This is a genomic window from Mycobacteroides chelonae CCUG 47445 (assembly GCF_001632805.1).
GTDB classification, from domain to species: domain Bacteria; phylum Actinomycetota; class Actinomycetes; order Mycobacteriales; family Mycobacteriaceae; genus Mycobacterium; species Mycobacterium chelonae.
The window spans coordinates 87,344-111,563 of the sequence record NZ_CP007220.1 but is presented as its reverse complement, the minus strand read 5'-3'; the positions used below and the strand labels follow the sequence as shown (position 1 = coordinate 111,563).

Annotated in this window: 20 protein-coding genes; 8 read left to right on the top strand and 12 right to left on the bottom strand. The window is 64.7% G+C overall.

Annotation, left to right across the window (positions count from 1 at the left end; all coding sequences use genetic code 11):
• Positions 1-2 precede the first annotated feature (2 nt).
• From BB28_RS00540 to BB28_RS00515, 6 genes are all read left to right on the top strand, one after another.
• Entirely contained in the window at positions 3-668 is a 666-nt protein-coding gene (locus BB28_RS00540; RefSeq protein WP_046252089.1) for a YcnI family copper-binding membrane protein, read from the top strand.
• Positions 668-1,234 carry a copper resistance CopC family protein gene (locus BB28_RS00535; RefSeq protein WP_046252088.1) on the top strand — a complete coding sequence of 189 codons (567 nt, stop codon included), beginning with the start codon at positions 668-670 and terminating at the stop codon, positions 1,232-1,234. The genes BB28_RS00540 and BB28_RS00535 overlap by 1 nt, the downstream gene beginning before the upstream one ends.
• Before the next feature lie 149 nt (positions 1,235-1,383).
• Positions 1,384-2,022: a hypothetical protein gene (locus BB28_RS00530; RefSeq protein WP_046252087.1), complete on the top strand. Its 639-nt coding sequence runs from the start codon at positions 1,384-1,386 to the stop codon at positions 2,020-2,022.
• A 154-nt stretch (positions 2,023-2,176) separates the two neighbouring features.
• The gene (gene rraA, locus BB28_RS00525) at positions 2,177-2,665 is read left to right on the top strand and encodes a ribonuclease E activity regulator RraA (protein WP_046252085.1); all 489 of its coding nucleotides are present in this window, start codon (positions 2,177-2,179) and stop codon (positions 2,663-2,665) included.
• Complete coding sequence (locus BB28_RS00520) at positions 2,665-3,852, top strand: amino acid deaminase/aldolase (protein ID WP_046252083.1); 1,188 nt, start codon at positions 2,665-2,667, stop codon at positions 3,850-3,852. Before rraA ends, BB28_RS00520 begins: the two co-directional genes overlap by 1 nt.
• Positions 3,849-5,135 carry a D-arabinono-1,4-lactone oxidase gene (locus BB28_RS00515; protein WP_046252081.1) on the top strand — a complete coding sequence of 429 codons (1,287 nt, stop codon included), beginning with the start codon at positions 3,849-3,851 and terminating at the stop codon, positions 5,133-5,135. Before BB28_RS00520 ends, BB28_RS00515 begins: the two co-directional genes overlap by 4 nt.
• On the opposite strand, the gene BB28_RS24855 is transcribed toward BB28_RS00515, so the two are convergent.
• Positions 5,125-5,286 carry a hypothetical protein gene (locus BB28_RS24855; RefSeq protein ID WP_162269691.1) on the bottom strand — a complete coding sequence of 54 codons (162 nt, stop codon included), beginning with the start codon at positions 5,284-5,286 and terminating at the stop codon, positions 5,125-5,127. The two genes, BB28_RS00515 and BB28_RS24855, sit on opposite strands and share 11 nt — an antisense overlap.
• Before the next feature lie 153 nt (positions 5,287-5,439).
• On the opposite strand from BB28_RS24855, the gene BB28_RS00510 reads away from it, so the two are divergent.
• Positions 5,440-6,099 (top strand): TetR/AcrR family transcriptional regulator, encoded by a 660-nt coding sequence (locus BB28_RS00510; RefSeq protein ID WP_052740072.1) that lies wholly within the window; start codon positions 5,440-5,442, stop codon positions 6,097-6,099.
• 87 nt (positions 6,100-6,186) lie between these two features.
• Here the strand turns inward: BB28_RS00510 and BB28_RS00505 are convergent, their stop codons facing one another.
• The 9 genes from BB28_RS00505 to BB28_RS00465 form a co-directional block, all read right to left on the bottom strand.
• Positions 6,187-7,671: a flavin-containing monooxygenase gene (locus BB28_RS00505; RefSeq protein WP_030096181.1), complete on the bottom strand. Its 1,485-nt coding sequence runs from the start codon at positions 7,669-7,671 to the stop codon at positions 6,187-6,189.
• Positions 7,672-7,758: 87 nt separating this feature from the next.
• A complete protein-coding gene (locus BB28_RS00500) occupies positions 7,759-9,696 on the bottom strand; it encodes a flavin-containing monooxygenase (RefSeq protein WP_046252079.1) in 1,938 nt (645 codons plus the stop codon).
• 6 nt (positions 9,697-9,702) lie between these two features.
• Positions 9,703-10,938 carry a cytochrome P450 gene (locus BB28_RS00495; RefSeq protein ID WP_046252078.1) on the bottom strand — a complete coding sequence of 412 codons (1,236 nt, stop codon included), beginning with the start codon at positions 10,936-10,938 and terminating at the stop codon, positions 9,703-9,705.
• Positions 10,935-11,777 (bottom strand): mycofactocin-coupled SDR family oxidoreductase, encoded by an 843-nt coding sequence (locus BB28_RS00490; RefSeq protein WP_046252077.1) that lies wholly within the window; start codon positions 11,775-11,777, stop codon positions 10,935-10,937. The genes BB28_RS00495 and BB28_RS00490 overlap by 4 nt, the downstream gene beginning before the upstream one ends.
• Entirely contained in the window at positions 11,749-13,323 is a 1,575-nt protein-coding gene (locus tag BB28_RS00485; RefSeq protein ID WP_046252075.1) for a flavin-containing monooxygenase, read from the bottom strand. Before BB28_RS00485 ends, BB28_RS00490 begins: the two co-directional genes overlap by 29 nt.
• Entirely contained in the window at positions 13,320-13,913 is a 594-nt protein-coding gene (locus BB28_RS00480) for a TetR/AcrR family transcriptional regulator (RefSeq protein ID WP_046252073.1), read from the bottom strand. Before BB28_RS00480 ends, BB28_RS00485 begins: the two co-directional genes overlap by 4 nt.
• A gap of 44 nt (positions 13,914-13,957) precedes the next feature.
• Complete coding sequence (locus BB28_RS00475; RefSeq protein ID WP_046252072.1) at positions 13,958-14,968, bottom strand: PHP domain-containing protein; 1,011 nt, start codon at positions 14,966-14,968, stop codon at positions 13,958-13,960.
• Between the two features lie 10 nt (positions 14,969-14,978).
• The gene (locus BB28_RS00470; protein WP_046252071.1) at positions 14,979-16,313 is read right to left on the bottom strand and encodes a glycosyltransferase 87 family protein; all 1,335 of its coding nucleotides are present in this window, start codon (positions 16,311-16,313) and stop codon (positions 14,979-14,981) included.
• Positions 16,314-16,341: 28 nt separating this feature from the next.
• Positions 16,342-16,608: a helix-turn-helix domain-containing protein gene (locus BB28_RS00465; RefSeq protein WP_046252069.1), complete on the bottom strand. Its 267-nt coding sequence runs from the start codon at positions 16,606-16,608 to the stop codon at positions 16,342-16,344.
• Positions 16,609-16,683: 75 nt separating this feature from the next.
• On the opposite strand from BB28_RS00465, the gene map reads away from it, so the two are divergent.
• Complete coding sequence (map, locus tag BB28_RS00460; RefSeq protein WP_046252068.1) at positions 16,684-17,451, top strand: type I methionyl aminopeptidase; 768 nt, start codon at positions 16,684-16,686, stop codon at positions 17,449-17,451.
• A 433-nt stretch (positions 17,452-17,884) separates the two neighbouring features.
• On the opposite strand, the gene BB28_RS00455 is transcribed toward map, so the two are convergent.
• Positions 17,885-19,351: a glutamate synthase subunit beta gene (locus tag BB28_RS00455; RefSeq protein ID WP_046252066.1), complete on the bottom strand. Its 1,467-nt coding sequence runs from the start codon at positions 19,349-19,351 to the stop codon at positions 17,885-17,887.
• Positions 19,344-23,948, bottom strand: coding sequence for a glutamate synthase large subunit (gltB, locus tag BB28_RS00450; protein ID WP_046252065.1), 4,605 nt, complete (start codon positions 23,946-23,948; stop codon positions 19,344-19,346). The genes BB28_RS00455 and gltB overlap by 8 nt, the downstream gene beginning before the upstream one ends.
• Positions 23,949-24,220 lie beyond the last annotated feature (272 nt).

Here is a 24,220-nt window from a genome sequence, read left to right as displayed (position 1 = left end):
CGATGCGCGTGTTCCCCCGCCTGGCGACAGCGTCAGCCGCGGCAGCCGCCGCGCTATTGGCGCTTGCTGTTCCGGCCTCCGCGCATGTGCGCGTGACCGCAGACAACACCGCTCGCGGTGGCTACGCAACGCTGGAGTTCTCGGTTCCCAATGAGTCCCAGAGCAAGGCGCTGACCACCGAACTGACCGTCCAGTTGCCGGACGTGGGCTCGGCGAGCACCGAGCTGCTGCCCGGCTGGACCAGTACCGTGGATCGGGACGCCGCCAAGGGCACGGTCAGGGCGGTGACCTGGAAGGCTGTCCCGGGCAACGGGATCGGGCCCGACCAGTTCGCCTTGTTCCGGGTGCGCGTCAAGCTCCCCGAGACCGATTCGGTGACATTCCCGGCAACGCAGACCTACGCCGACGGTCAGGTCGTCAGGTGGGATCAGCAGGCTCAGCCCGGCGGTGCCGAGCCGGAGCACCCTGCGCCCACCCTCGATCTGACGCAGAGCAAGGCCGACCACGATGGACACTCCGCGCACGCACCGCAGGTGTCCGCAACCCATGATTCCGCGCAGAGTGCGGGGCATCCGGACAAGACGGCCCGCTGGTTCGGCGGGATCGGTCTGATCCTTGGTGCCGTCGCGCTCGTGCTTGCGGTGACAAATCGACGGAGGCAACAGTGATGTCTGTTCTACGCAAGTCCGTGTCCGTGTTCTTGTCGGCCTTCATCGTGTTGGCGCTGGGCCTGGCGTTGCCGGGTGTGGCGGCGGCGCACGCCGTCAAGGTGTCTTCCGATCCGGCCGAGAATGCCGTGCTATCCGGGCCTCCCGCCCAGGTCAGCGCCACCTTCAACGAGCCGTTGCAGAAGCGCTTTTCCGCGATGACGATCATCGGGCCGGATGCCAAGACCGATCAGTGGCAGGCCGGCGACCCGGTGGTGGCCGGTGCGACGATCTCGGTCGGAGTGAAGCCGGGGGCGCCCGCCGGGAAGTACGCGGTGAACTTTCGGGTGATCTCCGAGGACGGCCACCCGGTCGACGGATCCTGGCAGTTCACCGTCACCGGCTCGGGTGCACCGGCCTCCGCTGGCGCGCCGGTGGTGTCGCAGCAGCCGTCGGGCACAAGTTCCTCGGCCCCCGTACCTTCGGCGAATCCGACCGACGGCGACCTTCCTATGTGGCCGTTTGTGGTGGCTGTGGTGGTCTCTGTGGGTGCGGCACTCATCTGGACTCAACGTCGTCAGTCGTAGGCCGTCAGGGGGGACGACTGGCCTTTTTCCGGTGTGACGGCATGATGGACAACGGCGGGGCGGCAGAGATTCGGGTGTGAGCCGCCCATCGTGGCCGAGAGCGCGCCACGAACACCCAGGACGACCGAAACTTGCGAAGGAGCAGGCGCATGGCGGACCAGGACAATTCGGCTAACGAGCCCAACCAGACACCGGAGACGCCCGCTGGCGGCGAGGCACCTAAGCCCGCGGCCCCGGCCCGCCCCGCGAAGGCCGCGAAGCGACCGGCGGCCAAACGCGCACCTGCCAAGCGACCTGCCGGCTCGACGGCGCCGCCGAAGTCGGGCCCCAAGGCCGAACCCGAGTCCGGTGCTGCCCCGACCCCGAAGCCGCCGGCCGCGCCGAAGCCCGTCAAGCAGGCGAAGCCCGCCGAGGCACCGGCATCCGAAGCTCCCCAGCCGCAGGCCCCCAAGCCTGCCGCGCCACCGGTACCGAAGCCCGCGCCCGCGCCTGAACCGGAGCTCAAGCCTGAACCCACTCCCGAGCCGGTCGTCGAAGCTCCCAAGCCGGAGGCACCCAAGCCCGCACCCGCACCGGCTCAGCCCGATCTCGCGGCGGCGACCCGGGAGACTGCCGCGCAGGCGAAGTCGACCGTCGATTCGGCCCCACCACCGATTCCCGGCCCCGCACCCGAGGCGGGCCGGCAAGCACCAAACCTCAAGATCGCGGTCGGGGCCGCATTCGCGATTCTCGTCCTGTTGGTACTGCGGCGGCGGCGTCGCCGCGAGGACTCCGTCGAATCGGGCTGATCCGCGTGGCCCGGCCGCGTCGGAAAAAGGCTTGAGGGCGTCCAGCCCGGGCCTACTACGAAGGTGCCGAGCCCGGTCTGGCGCAGTGGCTGCGCGACGTCGTGATCGCCTATGCGGAGACCCAGCCGTAGGGACTGACGAATAGGCTTGGGGTATGACGACCGCACCGATCACCCCCCAACCGACCGCCGACCTGGGAGACGAACTGGGCATCGACATGGCCAGTTGCGATCTTCAGCTCACCCAGTTCGGTGGGCGTCCGGTATTCGCCGGAGTCATCACCACGGTGCGCTGCCACCATGACAACGCGCTGCTGAAATCGATTCTCTCGGAACCAGGTTCAGGTGGTGTGCTGGTCATTGACGGTGGAGGCTCGCTGCACTGCGCGCTCGTGGGCGACATCATCGCGGGGATCGCCGTCGACAGCGGCTGGTCGGGTTTGGTGATCAACGGGGTGGTGCGCGACAGTGCCGCCCTGGCCACCATGGACATCGGCATCAAGGCTCTCGGCACCAACCCCCGCAAGGGCACCAAAACCGGTGCCGGGGAACGCGATATCGTCGTCAGCTTTGGCGGTATCGACTTCACGCCGGGTGCGATCTGTTACGCCGACCATGACGGCGTTGTCGTGGTTCCTGCCTGATGTCGATACGGCGGCTGGCCGCGGCACTGCGGGGGGCGCCCGTACCGCTGGCCGCGGTCGATATGGACGCGGCGCGGGCCAACGCCGCGTCCTTGGTGTCCGCCGCCTCCGGCTTACCCATCAGGGTGGCCAGTAAGTCCATACGCAGCACCGCGTTGATTCGGAAATTCTTGGAGATACCGGGGTTTCGCGGGGTCCTTGCCTTCACCCCCGGAGAGGCCGTGCACCTCGCCGACGCCGGGGTCGACGATCTGTTGATCGCCTACCCGAGTGTCGATCGGGGAGCCCTGGCCACCGCGGCGCGGCATCGTTCTGTCATCCGCCCCTTGATCGATTCTGCCGACCATGTCCGTCTACTGGCCGACATCGCGCATGAGACGAATGCACCGATCCCGGTATGTCTCGATATCGATGCCGGGTGGCGGCCTCTCGATGGGCCGGTTCATCTGGGGCCCAAGCGATCGCCGGTGCGCACCCCTGAGCAGGCAGCTGCCCTCACCGACCTGGTGTGCGCCACACCCGGTCTGCGGCTCGCCGCGATAATGGCCTATGACGGGCAGATCGCCGGTGTGGGCGATATCGTCCCCGGAAATCCCTGGTACCAGTTGGCGGTTCGTGGAATGCAGGCCTCTTCGCTGCGGGATCTCGGCCAGCGCCTTCCCCGGATTCTGGACGCGGTGAGCGCGCGGCTTCGCGCCGCCGGAGCACCGCCGCTGGAACTGGTGAACTCCGGCGGCACCGGCAGCCTGGCCCGTATCGCGGGGTTGGGATTCGCCACCGAACTAGCGGCCGGGTCGGGTTTCTTCGCTCCTGCTCTTTTCGACAACTATCGCAGCCTGCGGCTGGATCCCGCGGCGGCGTTCGCGTTGCCGGTGGTACGCAAGCCGAGTCCCGAGCTCGCCACCGTGCTGGGCGGTGGGTACATCGCCAGCGGCCCCGCCGGAGCCAGCCGTGTACCGCTGCCATCGTGGCCTGCGGGTTTGTCCTTTGAGGCCTCTGAGGGCGCCGGTGAGGTACAGACACCGTTACGGGGTGCGCGTGAACTACGGATCGGCGATGTGGTGTGGTTCCGGCACGCCAAGGCCGGTGAGCTCTGTGAGCACTTCACCGAACTGCAGCTGGTCGAAGACGGTCAACACGCGGGTGCGGTATCCACTTATCGCGGCGAGGGAATGATGTTCCTATGAGTCAGTGGCGCAACTGGAGTGGTCAAACATCCTGCGCCCCAGACCTTGTGGTGCGTCCGCGGTCCGAGGACGAGCTGGCGTTCGCCCTGAGACGCTCCGCCGGACGAACGGTGAGGCCGATCGGCTCATCGCATTCCTTCACCGAGCTGTGCGTCACCGACGGCGTACAGGTCGACATCTCCGAACTGCGGCAACTGATCTCGGTGGACGAACACGACCGGGTGCGGGTCCAGGCCGGCATCAACCTGCATGAGCTGAACCGCAAGCTGCTGCGGCGCGGGCTGGCGCTGCCGAACCTCGGCGATATCGACGTCCAGACCCTTGCCGGGGCCGCCGCCACCGGAACGCACGGGACTGGCCTGCGATTCGGCAATATCTCGCAGACCATCGTGTCGATGCGGATCATGACTGCCGACGGCACGATTCATGAGATCGACAGCGGCGATGAGCTGCGCGCCGCACGAATCTCGTTGGGCGCGCTGGGTGTGGTCACCGAACTCACCCTGCAATGTGTTCCGGCCTTCCGGCTGTACCGGCGTCAGTCCGTGCACGACCTGGACACCGTCTTGGCCAATCTGCCCACGTTGCTGGCCGAGACCGATCACCTTGAGCTGTATTTGTTTCCACACACGCGACGGGTTCTGCTGCTGGAGTCGACACGCACCCAAGAGGATCGGTGGCCCAGTCATCCGGTGCGGCATTGGGTCGAGCGCGACCTGGTGGAGAACGGCGCACTCGGCGCGCTGATGTGGACGGCCGGGCGCCTACCCGTGGCTGCCCCCTACATATCCAGATTGGTCGCCAACCTCGCGGGTTCGAATGAGTCGCAGGATGAAAGCGCCGCCGTGTTCGCGAGTCCCCGCAAGGTGAAGTTCACCGAGATGGAGTATTCGCTTCCGCTGACAAATGCGCGTGATGCGATCGAGACCGTGCTGGCCACGATTGAACAAAATCGTCATCGGGTCGCCTTCCCGCTCGAGGTCCGCTTCACCCAGGCCGATGATGCGCTGCTGGCCCCGGCCTACGGCCGCGAGAGCGTCTACCTGGCAGTGCACCAGACCGTTCACGGTCTATGGGAGCCCTACTTCCACGACCTTGAACCCATCCTGATCGGGCTTGGCGGCCGACCTCACTGGGGTAAGCGGCACACTTTGACCGCCGGGCAGCTCAGCGAGCGGTATCCGCAATGGCGGACCTTCCAGGAGGTCCGCGCCCGGCTGGATCCCGGGGGCGTGTTCAGCGGTAGGTATCTGAATAGGCTCCTGGGCCCGGTCAGCCCCTGAACCAGGGCGGCGGCGTTGGGGAGAACGCGAGGTCAGGATCGATCACCACGGGCGATACCCCGGTCACTTCGCCGTCGACCAGGAAGTCGGCGCTCCAGTCTGTGTCGGCGGGCGCATCGTCGACGACGGAGGGCCGGTTGTGTCGTCCCACGATGTAACTCCATCCTTTGATCCCTGCGACTATCTGGTTACGTAATGTACCCAAAATTATGCAGCGTCGGCGGATGAGGGATTCTGCCCTCGATACGCTGCGGCGTTGCCGGCGACTTCTCTCCTGGCAAGTGCCTGCGACCGCATAGACTCAATGGTCGTGGCCAAGCGATTGACTCGTTCTGAAGCCCAGGCTCAGACAAAGGCCCGGCTGGTGGAGTCTGCGACCCAGCTCTATTTGCAACAGGGTTTCGCCGCGACGTCGAACGAACAGGTGGCCGAAGAAGCCGGTTACAGTCGCGGCGCCGTGTACTCGAATTTTCCCAGCAAAGAGGCGTTGGCACTGGAGGTCATCGACCGTCACACCGAACAGGTTCTGGAGAGCTACCGCACCACGCTCGCCGAAGGATCGTCAGAGGATCGCGTTCAAAAATTTCAGGACTGGATCGAGCAATCACTCAGCGATACCGGCTGGGCCCTGCTGAAGATCGAGCTCGCCTTGGTTGCCCGACGCAATTCGACATTGAACGATGAACTCGCGGCACGCGACAAAACCATGCTGGACCACGTTGCCGGTGTGATCTCGCAGCTGGACGACGACCTCGAACTTCCGGAGACAAGCGTGCAAGACCTTGCCCGCCTTTGCGTCGCGATGGGCCAAGGAGTGGCCCTGGACAGCATCAAAGATCCCTCATCGACCACCGACTGGACGGCGCGGCTCCTGACCGCCGTGCAACGTCTGTTACCCATGCGCCCGATGCTTCCGATGCTGATCGCCGCGAGCACGGATCAGGCTGCACCCGAACAGAACTAGTGATTACGGGCGTCCATTCGTAGCGCTCCGTAGACAGCGAACGGCCGGGTGTCCACGCATGACACCCGGCCGTTCTGCAGAAAAGATCTAGCTGTTGACGGCCACCGGTGTTGTCTCGGTGGCGGCCTTCTTTCTGCCGAAGCGCATACCCTCGCTGACCCGGCTGCGCCGCATCATCCCGACGTCATAGGCGTAGTTCTGCTTCAAACGCCACGGGTGCTTGTCACCCTGCTTGGGCAGTTCATCCAGCGCGCGCAGCACGTAGCCCGGCGTGAAGTCCATGAACGGCTGCTTTTCGAGCGTCTCGTCGGCCAGCTCGGGAACCGCTGTGACATAGCCGTTCTCGTCCATGTAGTTCAGCAGACGCCCAACATACTCGGATACCAGGTCCGCCTTGAGTGTCCACGAGGCGTTGGTGTACCCGATGGTGAACGCCATGTTCGGGATGCCCGTGAGCATCGCGCCCTTGTACACGGTCTGCGCGGGCAAGTCCACGGGCACGCCATCAACCGTCGGGATGACACCGCTGAAGAATTTCAGGTTCAAACCCGTTGCGGTGATGATGATGTCAGCGTCGAGATGCTTACCGGACTTGAGCTTGATACCGGTCTCGTCGAATGTCTCGATGTGATCGGTGACGATATCGGCCTTGCCCTTGCGGATGGTCTTGTACAGGTCGCCGTTGGGCACCACGCAAAGACGCTCGTCCCACGGGTTGTACTTGGGACCGAAGTGGGTCTTGTAGTCATAGCCCTTAGGCAGCTGAAGTTTGGCCTGCTGCATGATGATCCGCCGCGCGGCCTTGGGGAACTTGCGGCTGGCCTGGTAGCTGAAGATCAGCTGGCCGATGTTAATCCAGCGGGCGATCGGATAGGCGACCTTGGCCGGCAATATCTTTCGCAGACCGTTGATGATCGGGTTCTCGTTCGGCAGCGACAGGATGTAGGTGGGTGAGCGCTGCAGCATGGTGATGTGTCCGACATCGGGCGCCATCGCCGGAACCAGGGTCACCGCAGTGGCGCCTGAGCCGATCACCACTACCTTCTTACCCTTGTAGTCGAGGTCCTCCGGCCAGTGCTGCGGGTGAATCACGGTGCCCTTGAAGTCGGCGACGCCGGGGAACTCGGGCGAGTAACCCTGGTCGTAGTCGTAGTAGCCGCTGCAGCAGAACAGGAAGGAACAGGTGTACTCGACGGTCTTGCCGTCGTGATCCACCTGAACCGTCCACTGCTGGGTCTCGGTGGACCAGGCCGCTCCGACCACCTTGTGGCGGTATCGGACATGACCGTCGATTCCGGAGTTGGCCGCGGTCTTGTGCACGTAGTCGAGGATCGAAGGCCCGTCCGCCAGGGTGCGGCTGTCGTTCCACGGCGAGAAGCGGAACCCCAACGTGTACATGTCCGAGTCCGACCGGATACCTGGATACTTGAACAGATTCCAGGTCCCACCCATATCGTCGCGGGCCTCAAGCACCGCATAGGTCTTGGACGGGCAGCGGTTCTGGATGTGCCAGGCGGCGCTGATGCCGGAGATGCCGGCGCCGACGATGAGCACGTCAAAGTGTTCGGACATGCCGCGATGCTACCGCTTACGGATCAGGGAGAAAAGTAAAGTTAGACCCTTGCGGTTGCACGCACACTGTGCCGCCGACATCGCAGGTCAGGGCTTTCCGGTGTTGGTAAACACGTACTCAGACCAGTCCGGGCTGCGGATCGCATGCCAGTACTCGGGTAGTCGCCAGGGACTGACGGTGTGTATCTCGCCATCCGCGTTCTTGAAGTAGGAGTGTTCGACGGCCGGGTGCAACCACACCATCTTCTTGATCTGGTCCTGCGTGCGGCGATGCCATTCCGCCGCTGCCTGTCGCTCAGGCTCCATGGTCAGGCCGCTATCGGCCGCCAGGTGTTCGAGGCATTGCGTGATGTACCGCATCTGCAGCTCGGACTGGAAAATCAGACTTCCGCCATGAGCCAGGTGTGTTCCGGGTCCGTACAGGATGAAGAAATTGGGAAACCCGGGCACGGTGATCCCGCGATGCGCGTACGGCCGCGCACCCCACATGTCACGCAGCTCGACACCGTCGCGTCCCGTGATTCGCATCGGCCAGAGCACCTCGGTGGCCCGAAATCCGGTGGCGTACACGATTGCATCAACCGGGTGGACGGCGCCGTCCCCGGTGACGACGCTGTCCGGCTCGATCCGGGCAATGGGTGTACGCACCAGCTCAACATTCTCCCGACGCAGGGTGCGTAGCCAGCTTCCGTTGTCTTGTAAGGTCCGCTTGCCGGTGGCTGGGTACTCGGGCAGTACCTGGGCGAGTAAGCGTTCATCCCCGTCGACCTGCCGGGTTATCCAGTCGGTGAACATCATTCGGGCGGCGGCGTTGATGGCGCTTACCGCGTAGTCCTGGTCTGGGTAGTGCGGATCTATCTCGGCGGCGTCCAGTCCCTTGTCGGCCCCGGGCCACATCAGCAGGAACCGATACCAGCGCCCGTAGAACGGCAGATGTTTCATCGCCCATCGCACGCCGTCCTGGACCTGGTCGTGATACATCGCGTTGGGGAACATCCACTGCGGGGTGCGTTGGAACACGGTGAGGTGCTCGACGGTCGCGGCAATGGCCGGCGCGATCTGGAATCCGCTGGCACCCGCACCGATGAGGGCAACACGTTGTCCGGCCAGATCTACCGATTCGTCCCAGCGCGCCGAGTGAAAGGCCGGGCCGGCGAAGGTCCCGGCACCAGCGAAATGCGGAATGTTCGGACGATTGAGCTGACCCACCGCACTGATCACTGCCCGGGCCGAAAGCTCCTCTATCGCACCCTCACTGGTGCGCACCCACACCTTCCAGCGTGCGTCTCTCTCATCCCAAGTGGCCGACTCCACCTCGGTCTGCCACCGCACATGCTTGCCGAGACCGTGCTTGTCGACAACCGACTGGAAGTAGTCGCGCAGTTCGGGTTGCTCGGCGAAGTAGTGGCTCCAGCCGTCACTCGGCTCGAAGCTGTAGCAGTAGAAGTGGTTGGCGACGTCCACCCGGGCACCCGGATACGTATTCTCCCACCAGGTTCCGCCAGGACCCGCGTTCTTCTCGATGATGGTGAACGGGATGTTGGCCTGTGCGAGCCTGATACCCGCCAGGATCCCTGATTCGCCACAGCCGATCACGACGACGGGCATGCTGTCGGTCTGAGTCGACTCCAGGGGTTCGGCGCGCCGCGGGTCGGCGCCCTCGAGATCGAGTTCCTCCAGAACCAACGACAAGTACTGTTCGGGAACCTCTTCGCAGGCCGCCCAATCCATCATCTCCCGAACGACGCCGGCATCCAGTGGTTCCGGGTCGGGGCAGCCCCGATCGCGGTAGTCGACAATCACGTCGAGTGCCACCCGGCGGGCCCGTGCCTTGTCCTCCTCGGACATGAAACCCTGCACTTCGTTGAGGAAGGTGGCGGCCTGCTTGAACTCCCGGATGTACTGCGGATCCCCGGTGACATGCACCAGCGACAACAGCAGCGTCGGGACGCTCACATACTCGAGGGCCGCCGCGATCTCCTGCGTGGATGTGGCGAAGGGAGTTCCTGCGTAGCGGTTACGCACGGATATCTACCTTCGGTAGCTGGCGGGCAGCGACACGACACCGTTGATCCACCCCGATCTGAAGCGGGTGGGCTGCCCGGTCGGCATCAGATCCGGAAGCCTGTCGGCCATGGCATCGAACATGATGCCGATCTCCAGCCGGGCCAGGTTCGCGCCGAGGCAGTAGTGGATGCCGTGTCCGCCGAAGGCCAGATGCGGGTTGGGGTCGCGCTCGATGTTGAAGGTGAACGGGTCATCGAACACGTCCTCGTCGAAGTTGGCCGAGGCGTAGAACATTCCCACGCGCTGCCCCTTCCGGATCTGCACACCACCGAGCTCGACATCCTGCAGCGCCGTGCGCTGGAAGGCGATGATGGGGCTGGCCCAGCGGATGATTTCGTCAGCCGTCGTCTGCGGGCGGCGCTCGCGGTACAGCTCCCACTGTGCCGGGTTGTCGGCGAAGGCCAGCACCCCATGTGTGATGGCGTTACGAGAGGTCTCGTTCCCCGCGACCATGAGCTGGATGACAAAGTAGGCGAACTCCAGCGGGGTGAGTGGGCGGTCCTCGTACGCGCCCTGGACCAGTCCGGTGAGAATGTCGTCGCGCGGATTCAGTTGTCGCTCTTCGGCCATCGCGTAGGCGTAGCCCAGCATAGAGACCGTTGCGGTGGTGGCCGTGTCTTTACCGATCGCCGGGTCGTCGTAGGCGAACATCTGATTCGTCCAGTCCAGCACCTGTTGGCGGTCCGACTCCGGGATGCCCACCAGATCCGCGATGGCATGCATGGGAAGCACCGAGGCGATATCGGACACGAAATTGCCGCTGGACTTTTCGGCAGCCGCTTCTACGATGTCCCTGGCGCGCACCACCAGCCGTTCGTGTAATCCGTTGACGGCCTTGGGAGTGAACAGCGGTGACACGATGCGCCGCAGGATGCGGTGTTTCGGCTCGTCCATGTCGATCAGCAGATTCTCGCGCTGGATATCCAGCTGCTCGGCGGTGATGTCCTCGTTGTAGCGCACCACCGTGGTGTTCAGGCTGTTGGAGAAGACTTCGTTGAGCCGCGATATCTCTCTGACGTCACTATGTTTGGTGACTACCCAGTAGCCGTTGTCGTTGAATCCGGCCACTCCCCTGGGCTGAGCATTCCACCAGATGGGTTCGGTCTTGCGCAGATACGCGAACTCATCGGCGGGGACGCGCTGTTGGATGAGGTCCGGGTCGGTGAAATCGAATCCGGGGGCGAACGGACAAGTGGTCATCGCTTCAAGTACCCCTTGTCGACGGGAATCTGGGCGCCGGTCATGACACCGGATGCGTCGCCGGCGAGCCATGCCACCACCTCGGCGATTTCGGCAGGTTCGACGAGCCTGTCGTTGTCCACCAGTGTCTGGCTAAAGCTCTGCAGATAACCCGGGTACTTCTCGAACATCCGCAGCACCGACTCGTCGGCCGCCAGCGGCGTGTTGGTTCCATACGGGTGGATGGAGTTGACCCGAATTCCATACTCCCCCAGCTCAACCGCCAGTGAGTTCGTCAAACCCACGACACCGAATTTAGCGGCCACATAGTGGCCGCAGCCGGGCATTGCCTTGATCCCGGCCGATGAGCTGACCGTGATGATGGACCCACCGTTGCCTGCTTCGATCATTGCGGGGACCGCCGCCTTGATGGTGTTCCACACACCGGTCAGATTGACGTCGATGACGTCGCGCCACTGGTCGGCCTCGATCTCCCACAGCCGCGCCCAGCTCGCGATGCCCGCGTTGGCGACCACGATGTCCAGCCGACCGAACCGGGTGATCGCTTCGTTGATCACCTTCTGCTGCCCGGCAAGGTCCCTTACGTCGATACGTTCCGCGACAATCTCACGGCCCAGGTCCCGTACCGCGGAGACGGTCTCGTCGAAGTCTTCGGCGGTGGTGGCCGGGTATTCGTTATAGGGCGAGGGCTTGTCGCAGCTGTCGATGGCCACAATGTCGGCGCCATCGGCGGCCAGCCGGACGGCGTGTGCGCGGCCCTGCCCGCGCCCCGCCCCCGTGATGTACGCGACCCGGCCGGCCAGTGGTTTATCAGGCTGATTGTTCTGATCTTTTTCCATGGGAAGCCCTCGCTTGGATCGATGCCGGACGAAATGAGTAGTCGGAGAGTCGGGAATGCGTTGAGAACCAGTTCATTTCGCTTACCGTTTGGGGCCGGTAGTAGCGTGCCTCCCCCTTCGAGTTGACGAAATAGGTGCTCAGCGGCGGTTGGCAGTCGGTCGCGTACAACCGGATCGCCTTGCTCTGATGGGCCATCCGCCGCACCCAAGTGTCGAAGGCACGCTGGCTTACTTCGGCAATCTCTCGGCGGGTCCGTACAGATTCGGCGATGACCCGGGCGGTGTGACGCGCGTTGGCCTCCACCATGGCGTGCCACCCCTGCCCCTGGTTGCCCTCGGGTCCCACCAACACCCAACGGTTGGGCAGGCCAGGCAGCGCCGCGCCGCCGTAGGTCCGCATCTCGTGGTCGCGGTAGTACTCACCCAGGTCGAATCCGCCACGGCCCCGCACGGTTCCGGGCAGGTAGTGCTCCGGATCCGTGTAGATCTCATATCCGGTCGCCAATACCAGAAGGTCGACGTCGTGATGGGTGCCGTCTGCCGTCTCGATACCATTTGCGGTGATCCGCGTGATGGGATCGGTCACCAGCCGAACGGCTCCGGCATCCACGGCCTGCAGGAAGTCATTGGACAAGATGGTGCGCCGTGCCAGAATCCCGTAGCTCGGCATCAAGGCCTCACGCAACGCCGGATCACGGACGGTGTCCGCGAGCAGTTTGCGATACCACCTGCGCGCCATATCGTCGTATCGAGGAATCATCTTGCGCAGCAGTGATTCCGGTAGCAGCGGCAGCAGATGGAACAGCACCGCCTGGGCGACGTCCATCGATACGATCATCAGCGCGTTGATGACTGTCAGAACAAACGGCGCACCGAGAATCCGCTGCCCGCGTAGCGAGATACTCGGATTGGGTTTAGGAATGATCCATGCGGGGGTGCGCTGAAAGGTGGTGACCGACGCGGCGGTTTCCGCGACTGCGGGAGCGATCTGGATGCCGCTGGAGCCGGTACCGATCACCGCGACGCGCTTACCTGCGTGGTCATAGGAGTGGTCCCACGCGTTGGGCCGCATGGTTCTGCCGCGAAAGTCGCCGAGGCCGGGGATGTCCGGGCCGGGTTTGGTGTCGATGTATCCACCCACGGCGCTGATGACATACCGGGCGCGGACCGTCGGCTTCCCGGCGACGGTGAGTTCCCAGTGGCTGCGGTCCTCGTTCCAGCGTTCGGCGGTAACGGTGCTGCCGCCCCGGAAATGCTTGCGTAAACCCAAGCGGTCCACCACCGACAGGTGGTAACGCTGGATATCGGCACCGTCGGCGAAGAGCTTGTTCCACCGGCCGGTGCGTGCAAAGCTCAACTGGTAGAACAAGACCGGGATGTCCACGGCGAGGCCCGGATAGGTGTTATCGCGCCAGGTACCACCGAAATCGTCGGCACGGTCCAAGATCACGAAGTCGTCGATACCCTGTCGGCGCAGGTAGTGAGCGGCGGCGATGCCACCGGGGCCGGCCCCGATGATCGCCACCTGACAGTCGATGTCACTCATGCCAACCCACGCAGGATGAACCGGGAGAAGTAGTCCCGCACCACGGCCGGGTCTTTCAGGTCCACGGAGATGGCGGGCAACACCTCGATGCTCATCAGGGTCCGCATGATCCATTCAGCGCCTTCGGTGGCGTCGACGTCCCTACCGATCTCGCCGCGCTTCTTGGCCGCCTGCACCTGTGGCACCCAAAACTCCACCGAGCGGCGCATCAGGTCGTCACCGCACTCCTCAAGCACCAGCTCCAGCACGTTCGACACGTGCAGGGTCGGATCCAGGCGGTCGGACCAGGCCCGGTGATCGCTAATGCGTACCGCCGCCTCGCCCACCTGCTCGGTCAGCGTGGCTTTGGCACTCACCGCCCCGGCGAACAGCTCGATGAAGGCGCCCGCGATGAAGCCGACCGCCACATCGATGGCTTCCTTCTTGCCGCCGAACCAGTTGTAGATGGTTCCACGCGAGACGCCCGCCTCGTCCGCGGCCGCCGAGAGGCTGAAACGCTGGATTCCCGAGCGGACCAGGGTCTGCGCGACGGCCGCGACAATCGGTTCGGGCACCTCACCGCGCGGACCCGCCGTCTTCACAAGCTTCACGTTTGAACACTTTGCGCGAATGTGTTCAAAGTGTCAATAGGTGATCAACGGCTCCTAATTGTCCTGGCCAACAGCTGCTCCACCGGCCACGTGTTGATCACTCGTTCTTCCGGGACGCCTGCCTCGAGCGCACGCTCGCAGCCGTACCCGGAGAACTCCAGTTGCCCCGGCGCATGCGCGTCGGTGTCGATGGAGAAGTCGCAGCCGATGTTCAGCGCCAAGTCCAGCAGCCGGCGCGGTGGATCGCGTCGCTCCGGGCGTGAGTTGATCTCGACGGCGGTTCCCGAATCGCGGCAGGCCCGAAATACCTCTGCGGCATCGAATTTCGACTCGGCCCGGAGGCCACGCTCCCCCTCCACCAGCCGCCCCGTGCAATGACCCAGCACGTCGACACGCGGGTTGGTCACGGCGGCGACCATGCGGCGGGTCATCGCAGCGGAGTCCATCGCGAGCTTGGAATGCACACTCGCGACAACGATGTCGAGCTGATCCAGAAGCTCGGGGTCCTGGTCCAGATCGCCGTCATCCAGGATGTCTACCTCGATCCCGGTGAGGATTCGCATGGGTGCCATCTGTTCTCGCAGTCCGTCGATCACCTTCAGCTGGGCGCGCAACCGTTCCGCGGACAGCCCGTTGGCGACCCGCAGACGCGGCGAGTGGTCCGTCAGCGCGCAGTACTCGTGTCCGAGCGCCTTGGCGGTGCTCATCATTTCCTCGATGGGCACCGATCCGTCTGACCAGTTCGAATGCAGATGCAGGTCGCCCCTGAGCGCTTCGCGCATGGTGCCACCGCCGGTGCCCGTGGCGCTGGCGCGTAGTTGTTCGAGCGCCACCGGTACCTTCCCGGACCAGGCTTCGGCGACGACGGTCGCCGTCTTGGGGCCCAGGCCCGTCAGACTCTTCCAGGTCTTGTTGGCACCGTGGCGCTCTCGCTCTTCGGGGCTGAGCGCGGCGATGACGTCGGCGGCCTTGCGGTACGCCATGACACGGCGCGACTCTTCGCGCGCGAGCTCCTTGTAGTAGGCAACTTCACGCAACGCCGCGACTGGGTCCACCCCCTGGACTCTAGGCGCGCAGCGCCAGCTCCTCATCAAGAATGTCCGGCGGATAGTCCTCGACGTCCGTCGACAGCATCGAGAAGTCGTCCGGGTCAGCCCGCACCGAGGAACTGCTGAGCCGCAGCCAGCTGACGGCGCCGATCATGAAGCACAGGAACACCAACGGGTACCAGCCGCTCATCAGCTGGCCTATCCAGAACGGGCGCAGGTCAAGGAAGTTCCAGTACACCCCGCTGAAGTAGATGGTGGTGTGCCCACGGCCCGGCCGGTGCAGGGTCCACATGAACACCATCGCGAACAGCGCCGCCGCCCGCCAGGCCCAGCCGCTCGACCAGGGGCGCGCGGTTGTGCATGCCTTGGCGACAAGCCAGACGATCGCGAGGGCGAACCATACCCAGTGCGCAGCCCAGCTGAAGGGCGACACCGCGCAACCGGTGAGCCCTACCGACACCACTGCCAGCACGCACTCTCCTCTACGGTGTGCCCACACCGCGACAGCCATGCCAGCGGCAAGCACCAAGAGGCTCAAGGAAATCCACAACCACTCCGGGCGCGCGTGCGGAAAGAAGTAGCGTGCCAGGAATCCGTTGATCGACTGATTGGCCAAGTGATCGATGCGGCTGATGTGCGCGGTGTCTCCGAGATGACTCCAAAACCATGCGCTGTCGCGCGAGAGCAACGGCCACGTCAACGCCGCGGTGGCGGCGAATGTCGCCGTTGCGATGGCGGCCGCACGCCATTGCCGGGTGAGCAGGAGGTAGGGCAGGAAGACCAGCGGCGTGAGCTTGATACCCGCAGCCAGTCCGAGTCCGATACCTTGCCACCGTCCCGGGTTTGATCGCGCCAGGTCCAGGAAGACCAGCGCCATGAGCAGGACGTTGATCTGACCCCACCAGAGGGTGGCCTGCACCGGTTCGACATCGATGACGACAACCGCGAGCGCCGCGGCCATCACGGCCAGCCGGATGTCGGCGCGGATGCCGACCAGACGCAGGACGCGCCACGCGATCACGGCCAGCGCGGCGATGGACAGCGCGAGCAACACCCACTTGGCGACATCGAACGAGGCCCAGGCGAGCGGCGCGAGAACCAACGTCGCGAATGGCGGGTAGACGAACCACGCCTGGTTGAGCGCCGGAGCCTCGTACAGCCTCTTGCCCTCCCACAGGCCGCGTACCGCGGCGCGATAGGTATCCAGGTCGTAGCCGTTTTCGGCCAGTCCGAAGAACCGCGTGTCGAACGGGACGAGGCCGTTGTGCAGCACCATTGCAGCTCCGGCCACGATCAGCGCACTCAGAACGGCGCCCCGTGGCAGCCGCATCTCCCCGCCCCAGCTGTGCATCGGCCAGATTTTACGGCCGCTGGGCCAGTTACGACGCGGCGCCGATCTTCGCCTCTTCCTGCCAGGCCGCCGCGATGTCGTTGAGGTCGAGACGCAACGTGGCGGCCAGCTGCACGACGGCACCGAACGCGGGTGTCGGGAGCCGCCCGGTTTCAATCTTGCGCAGGGTTTCCGGAGAGATTCCGGACGCACGGGCGACGTCCTCCAGCGGCCGGTCGCCCCGAGCGGAGCGCAACAGCCCACCCAGACGCTTCCCCGCCGCGAGTTGTTCTGCGGTGAGCGGCTGCCGAACCATGCCGCCGACTCTAGTCTTGGTATTTAAATACCGAAAGCCCTAAGGTGGTATTTAAATACCGTCCAGGAGGTTCGCGTGATTGAGTTGAAATCACCCGCAGAGATCGCGCACATGCGGGTGACCGGCGAGTTTGTCGCCTCGGTGCTCTCCGAGCTGTCGGCCATCGCCGCGCCTGGGATCAATCTGCTGCATCTGGAGCAGCGGGCGCGCGCAATGGTCACCGAACGCGGCGCGGTTTCCTGCTACTGGGACTACTCCCCCTCGTTCGGGCGCGGACCGTTCCGCAATGTCATCTGCCTGTCGGTGAATGACGCGGTACTGCACGGGCTTCCGCACGATTACGCGCTGGCCGACGGCGACCTGCTGAGCATGGATTTCGCGGTGAGCATCGACGGCTGGGTGGCTGATTCCGCGGTGAGTGTGATCGTCGGCACCCCAGATCCCGAGGACGTACGGCTGATCGACACCACCCGCGCCGCCCTGGATGTGGCCATCGCGGCCGCTCAGCCAGGTAACCGACTCGGCGACATCTCCGCAGCCGTCGCCGCGGTGGCCGAAGGTGGCGGGTATCGGATCAACACCGATTTCGGCGGGCACGGGCTGGGGCGGACCATGCACGAGGACCCCCACGTTCCGAACAAGGGCACGGCCGGACGGGGAATGACCTTGAAGCCAGGCCTGACGCTCGCGCTGGAGCCATGGTTCGGCCGGGGAACCAATCGGCTGACCGTCGATCCAGACGGTTGGACGCTCCGGCTGGCCGACGGGTCTCGGGGCGCGCATTCCGAGCACACCATCGCGATCACTGAGGACGGGCCACAGGTGCTCACGCAGCGGCGCTAGGCGGGATCGGCCACCCGCACCATCCGCTACCGCACCTACTAGAGCTGGTTACAGATCTATAACGATCTTGAATACCGGGCGTGTTCGCACCTCGACACGCCCAATGGCTGTCGCGAGCAACGCTCAGTGGCTGAAGCGCATGAGCTCTTCGGGAGTGATGAGTCGCTCGTTCTTCGCAGGGAAACTATGACTCTTCATGGGATGACGGAGCAGTGACCAGGCAATTCGGCCAACCCATGTCTTCGTAACGGGTGTGTTGGGCACGAGAACATCTCCTGCGTCGGCAAGCTTTCAGAACCAGGCAGTAGCATAACGCAAATTCCGACCTAGATCACGTGTCACACCGACAACAAGCAAACATGTCAGGTAACACGAGGTGAAATCATCCAGAGCTACCGATCCCCGTGGGTCCGGCAACGCCGGGCCAAGAAGCTCAGCGCTGCGGTGCGGCAGTCGGCTTGATCGGCGCGGGCAGCGCCGTCTCACCGGTCAGATACTCGTCCACCGCAGCAGCGGCGGAACGGCCCTCGGCAATCGCCCACACAATCAGCGACTGACCACGGCCCATATCGCCTGCCACAAACACGCCGTCCACTGACGTCGCATACGCGCCATCACGAGCCACATTGCCGCGGTCGGTGAGCTCCACGCCCAGGCTCTCCAGCAGGCCCGGCTTCTCCGGACCCACGAATCCCATTGCCAGGAAGACGATGTCGGCCTGCAGCTCGAAGTCCGAGCCCTCGACCTTCTCGAACTTTCCGGCATTGAAGACGACCTCATGGGCCCGCAAGCCGGTCACCTTGCCGTCCTCGCCGAGGAATCGCTCGGTATTGACGGCGTAGATCCGCTCGCCGCCTTCTTCGTGCGCGGAGGCCACCCGGAACAGTGTCGGGTACGTCGGCCACGGGTCGCGCTCGGAACGGAGCTCGGGCGGCTTGGGCATGATCTCGAACTGCTGGATGCTTGCCGCGCCCTGCCGGTGCGCGGTGCCCAGGCAATCGGCGCCGGTGTCGCCGCCACCAATGATGATGACGCGCTTGCCCTTTGCGGTGATCGGGGGCTGCCCGTCCTCGTCCACAACATCGTCGCCCAGCTGCACCTTGTTGGCCCAGGGCAGGTACTCCATGGCCTGGTAGATGCCCTCAAGCTCGCGTCCAGGAACCGGAAGGTCACGCCAGGCAGTCGCGCCGCCCGCGAGCACCACGGCATCGAACTTCGCGCGCAGCTCATCGGCGGTGATATCGACGCCCACGTTCACTCCGGCCTCGAAAACCGTTCCCTCGGCCCGCATCTGGTCCAACCGCCGGTCGATGTGGCGTTTTTCCATCTTGAATTCGGGAATGCCATATCGCAGCAGACCACCGATGCGGTCCGCCCGCTCATACACGGTGACGTCATGTCCAGCACGCGTAAGTTGCTGTGCCGCAGCCAAGCCCGCCGGGCCCGAGCCAACGACGGCGACCTTCTTGCCGGTCTTCACCTCGGATGGAACGGGCTTGACCCAGTCGTTTTCGAAGGCGTTGTCGATCAGTTCGACCTCGACCTGCTTGATGGTCACCGGGTCCTGGTTGATGCCCAGCACACACGACGCCTCGCAGGGCGCGGGGCAGAGCCGGCCGGTGAACTCCGGGAAGTTGTTGGTGGCGTGCAGCCGCTCGATGGCCTCACGCCAGTTTCCGCGGTACACCATGTCGTTCCACTCGGGAATCAGGTTACCCAGGGGGCAACCTTTGTGGCAGAACGGAATTCCGCAGTCCATGCATCGCGACGCCTGCGTCTGCAGGGCCGAGTGCTCGAAGTCTTCGTAGACCTCTTTCCAGTCGAGCAGTCGCAGCGGCACGGGACGCCGCTTCGGCAGTTCGCGGGTGGTGTGAGTCAGAAAGCCGCTTGGGTCACCCACGAGCTGCCGCCATGATCGCCTCGTTCACATCGCCTCCGGTCAGCTCCGCGTCGGCAATGGCCTCCAACACGCGACGGTAGTCGCGAGGCATCACCTTGACGAAGGAGTCGCTTTGGCCGCTCCAGTCGGCCAGAATGCGTTGTCCGACAGCAGAGTCGGTCGCCGCCACGTGCTTTTCGATCAGGCTGCGCAGCACCTGCTCATCGTCAGGATCCAGCGCGTCCACATCGACCATCTCGTCGTTGAGGTTGTCCACCAGCTGTTTGGCCGGGTCGTACACATAGGCCACACCGCCGGACATGCCCGCGGCGAAGTTGCGCCCGGTCGGGCCCAGCACCACCACGGTGCCGCCGGTCATGTACTCGCAGCCGTGATCGCCCACACCTTCGACGACAGCGGAAGCGCCCGAGTTGCGCACGGCGAACCGCTCGCCCACCAATCCGTTGAGGAAGGCCTCACCGCTGGTCGCTCCGAACAGAATGACGTTTCCGCCGATGATGTTCTTCTCGGCCTCAAAGTCTGCCGGTGCCTCGCGGGAGGGGCGCACCGCGATGTGCCCTCCGGACAGTCCCTTGCCCACGTAGTCGTTGGCATCGCCGAACAACCGCAGCGTGATGCCACGCGGCACGAACGCGCCGAAGCTGTTCCCCGCCGAACCGGTGAAGGTGATGTCGATGGTGTCGTCCGGAAGTCCCTCGCCGCCATAGGCTTTGGTGACCTCATGCCCAAGCATGGTGCCGACAGTCCGGTTGACGTTGGTGATCAGCGTCTCGAACTTCACCGGGGTACCGCGATCGAGGGCCTCGCGGCTCATCACGATCAGCTGCTGGTCCAGCGCCTTCTCCAGGCCATGGTCCTGCGACCCACTGCAGTACAGATCCTGGTTCATGAACGCCGACTCCGGCTCCGTCAGCACCGGGGTCAGATCGATCTTGCTGGCCTTCCAGTGCGCAATCGCCTTCTCGGTGTCCAGCGCGCCAACCTGGCCGACGGCCTCGTTGACGGTGCGGAATCCAAGCTCGGCCATCAGCTCCCGGACTTCCTCGGCGATGAACAGGAAGAAGTTCTCCACGAACTCCGGCTTGCCGTTGAACCGCTCGCGCAGCACCGGGTTTTGCGTGGCCACACCCACCGGGCAGGTGTCCAGGTGGCAGACGCGCATCATGATGCAGCCCGAGACGACCAGGGGAGCGGTCGCGAAACCGAACTCCTCGCCGCCCAGCAGCATGGCGATCATCACGTCGCGACCGGTCTTGAGCTGGCCGTCGACCTGCACGACGATGCGGTCACGCAGACCGTTGAGCAACAACGTCTGCTGTGTCTCGGCCAGACCCAGCTCCCACGGCGCACCCGCGTGCTTCATGGAGGTCAGCGGGGTGGCACCGGTACCGCCGTCGTGCCCCGAGATGAGCACCACGTCGGCGTGGGCCTTCGAAACACCGGTGGCGACCGTGCCAACGCCGTTCTCCGACACCAGCTTCACGTGGATACGCGCCTGCGGGTTGGAGTTCTTCAGATCGTGGATCAGCTGCGCCAGGTCCTCGATCGAGTAGATGTCGTGGTGTGGCGGCGGGGAGATGAGTCCCACGCCGGGAGTGGAGTGCCGCACCTCGGCCACCCATGGGTAGACCTTGTGCGCTGGCAGCTGCCCACCCTCACCGGGCTTGGCGCCCTGCGCCATCTTGATCTGGATGTCGGTGCAGTTGCTCAGGTAGTGCGAGGTCACACCGAACCGGCCGGAGGCCACCTGCTTGATGGCACTGCGTCGCCAGTCGCCGTTCTCATCGGGTGTGAACCGACGCGGATCCTCGCCACCCTCACCGGAGTTCGAACGAGCACCGAGGCGATTCATCGCGATCGCCAGGGTCTCATGCGCCTCGGCAGAGATGGAGCCGAAGCTCATCGCACCGGTCGAGAAACGTTTCACGATCTCGCTGGCGGGCTCCACCTCGTCCAGCGGAACCGGTGGGCGCCCGGTGTCTTCGGGAGACTTGAACTTCAACAGACCGCGCAGCGAAGCCATCCGCTCGCTTTGGTCGTCGACCAACTGGGTGTACTCCTTGAAGACCGAGTACTGACCGGTCCGAGTGGAGTGCTGCAGCTTGAACACGGTGTCGGGATTGAAGAGGTGGTATTCGCCCTCACGCCGCCACTGGTACTCACCACCAACCTCCAGCTCCCGGTGTGCCCATTCTTCGGGGCGCTCCAGGAAGGCCAGATGGTGGCGGGAGGCAACGTCGGCGGCGATCTCGTCCAGACCGATACCGCCTGTGGGACAAGCCAATCCGGTGAAGTACTCGTTCAGCAGCTCCGGCGACAGGCCGATGGCCTGGAAGAGCTGGGCACCCGTGTAGGAGGCCAGGGTCGAGATGCCCATCTTGGACATGACCTTGAGCACGCCCTTGCCCGCGGCCTTGATGTAGTTGCGGATCGCCTTGTCGCGCTCCACACCCGAGATCATGCCGCGGTCGATCAGATCTTCGATGGACTCGAAGGCCATGTAGGGGTTGACGGCGGCGGCACCGAAACCGACCAGTGCCGCCACATGGTGCACCTCGCGGGCGTCTCCGGCCTCGACCACCAGACCGACCTTGGTACGGGACCGCTCGCGAACGAGGTGGTGGTGCACCGCGGCAACAGCCAACAGTGAAGGGATCGGCGCCATCTGATCGTCCGACTCGCGATCGGACAAGATGATCACCTGGGCGCCGCCCGCGATGGCCGCGGAGACCTCCGCGCGCACCGACTCCAGGGCGGTCCGTAGTCCCGCACCGCCCTCGGCAACCGGGTACAGGCAGCGAATCACACGACTGGAGAAGCCATGCGGACGCCCGTTGACCTCATCCGAAGGGTCGAGGTGGATGAGCTTGTCCAGCTCGTCGTTGTGCAGCACCGGCTGCGGCAGCAGGATCTGGTGGCATGACTCAGCGGTCGGGTTCAACAGATCGCCCTCGGGGCCAATCACACCGCCGAGGCTGGTGACGACCTCCTCGCGGATGGCGTCCAGCGGGGGATTGGTGACCTGCGCGAAAAGCTGCTGGAAGTAGTCGAACAGCATCCGGGAGCGGTTGGACAGCACCGCAATCGGGGTATCGGTGCCCATCGAGCCAAGTGCCTCGGCGCCGGTACGAGCCATCGGCGCCACCAGGAGGTTGATCTCCTCGTAGGTATAGCCGAACACCTGCTGGCGCAACACGATCCGGTTGTGCGGCATGTGCTGGTGCGGGCGGTCCGGCAGCTGCTCCAGGCGCACCAGGCCCTCGTCGATCCACTTCTGGTACGGCTCCGCGGCGGCGAGATCCGCCTTGACCTCTTCATCGGAGACGATGCGGCCCTGGGTGGTGTCCACCAGGAACATGCGGCCGGGCTGCAGGCGGGTGCGCTGCACAACCGTGGAGGGGTCCAGATCCAGCACGCCGGCCTCGGAGGCCATCACGACCAGTCCATCGTTGGTAACCCAAACACGGGACGGCCGTAGGCCGTTGCGGTCGAGCACGGCACCGACAATGGTGCCGTCGGTGAAGCAGACCGAGGCCGGTCCGTCCCAGGGCTCCATGAGAGACGCGTGGTACTCGTAAAACGCGCGGCGCTGCGGGTCCATGGACTCGTGCCGCTCCCACGCCTCGGGGATCATCATCAGCACCGCGTGGTGCAGGGGGCGGCCACCCAGGTGCAGCAGTTCCAGTGCCTCGTCGAACCGCGCCGTGTCCGAGGCACCGCGGGTACAGATGGGGAAGATCTTGTCGAGCTGGGCAGGATCGCCGAACGCATCGGTCTTGATCAGCGCCTCGCGGGCGCGCATCCAGTTCTCGTTACCCGCGACGGTGTTGATCTCACCGTTGTGCGCCACCCGGCGGTAGGGGTGCGCCAGGGGCCAGGACGGGAAGGTGTTGGTGGAAAAGCGCGAATGCACGATGCCCAGCGCGCTCTCGACACGCTCGTCCTGCAGGTCGAGGTAGAACGCCCGCAGCTGCGGAGTGGTCAGCATGCCCTTGTACACGAAGGTGCGACCGGAAAGGCTTGGGAAATAGACGGTTTCCTCGCCGAGGCTGCCGCGGCCCGATCCCTGGTTGCCCAGCTCGTGCTCGATGCGCTTGCGTACCACGTAGACGCGCCGCTCCAGATCGATACCGGAAGCGCCGGAGATGAACAGCTGACGGAAGGTCGGCATGGCGTCGCGGGCGAGAGCGCCCAGTGATGAGTCGTCGTGGGGAACCTCACGCCAACCCAGAACGGTCAAACCTTCTGCCTCGACGATCTTCTCGACGGCTTCACATGCCGCCGCCGCGTCCTTGGACCCCTGGGGCAGAAACGCGATGCCCGAGGCGTAGCTGCCCTCGGCGGGCAGTTCGAAGCTTCCGTTTTCGGCCAGGACGGCACGGAAGAACTTGTCCGGGATCTGCAGCATGATTCCGGCGCCGTCACCGCTGTTGGGCTCGGCTCCCGCGGCACCACGGTGCTCCAGGTTCAGCAGTGCGGTGATGGCCTTGTCCACGATGTCGCGGCTGCGCCGGCCGTGCATATCCACGACCATGGCGACACCGCACGCATCGTGCTCGTAGGCCGGGTTGTAGAGCCCGGTCGCGGGGTGTGGCATGGCTGCTCGTCTCGTCTCCAGGGCCTCCCTGGGTGCACAGGCTGTATGCACCCGTCAATGCCCTCCTCGAAGGTGCCTCACAGACCGGCACGGGGTGGTGCTCAAACCCCGGGGCTGGCCCGTTGGCCCTTGTCCGTAGCGTCCTTCTCGGCCGTCTGCTTCGTGGGCTCGCGGCGATGAACCGCTTGCGTGAAGAGCATCCGGCTCCGACGATGAGGCACCCACCGGACACCGTTGACCAGCGGATCTCGTGCCCCGACGCGACAAGTAAT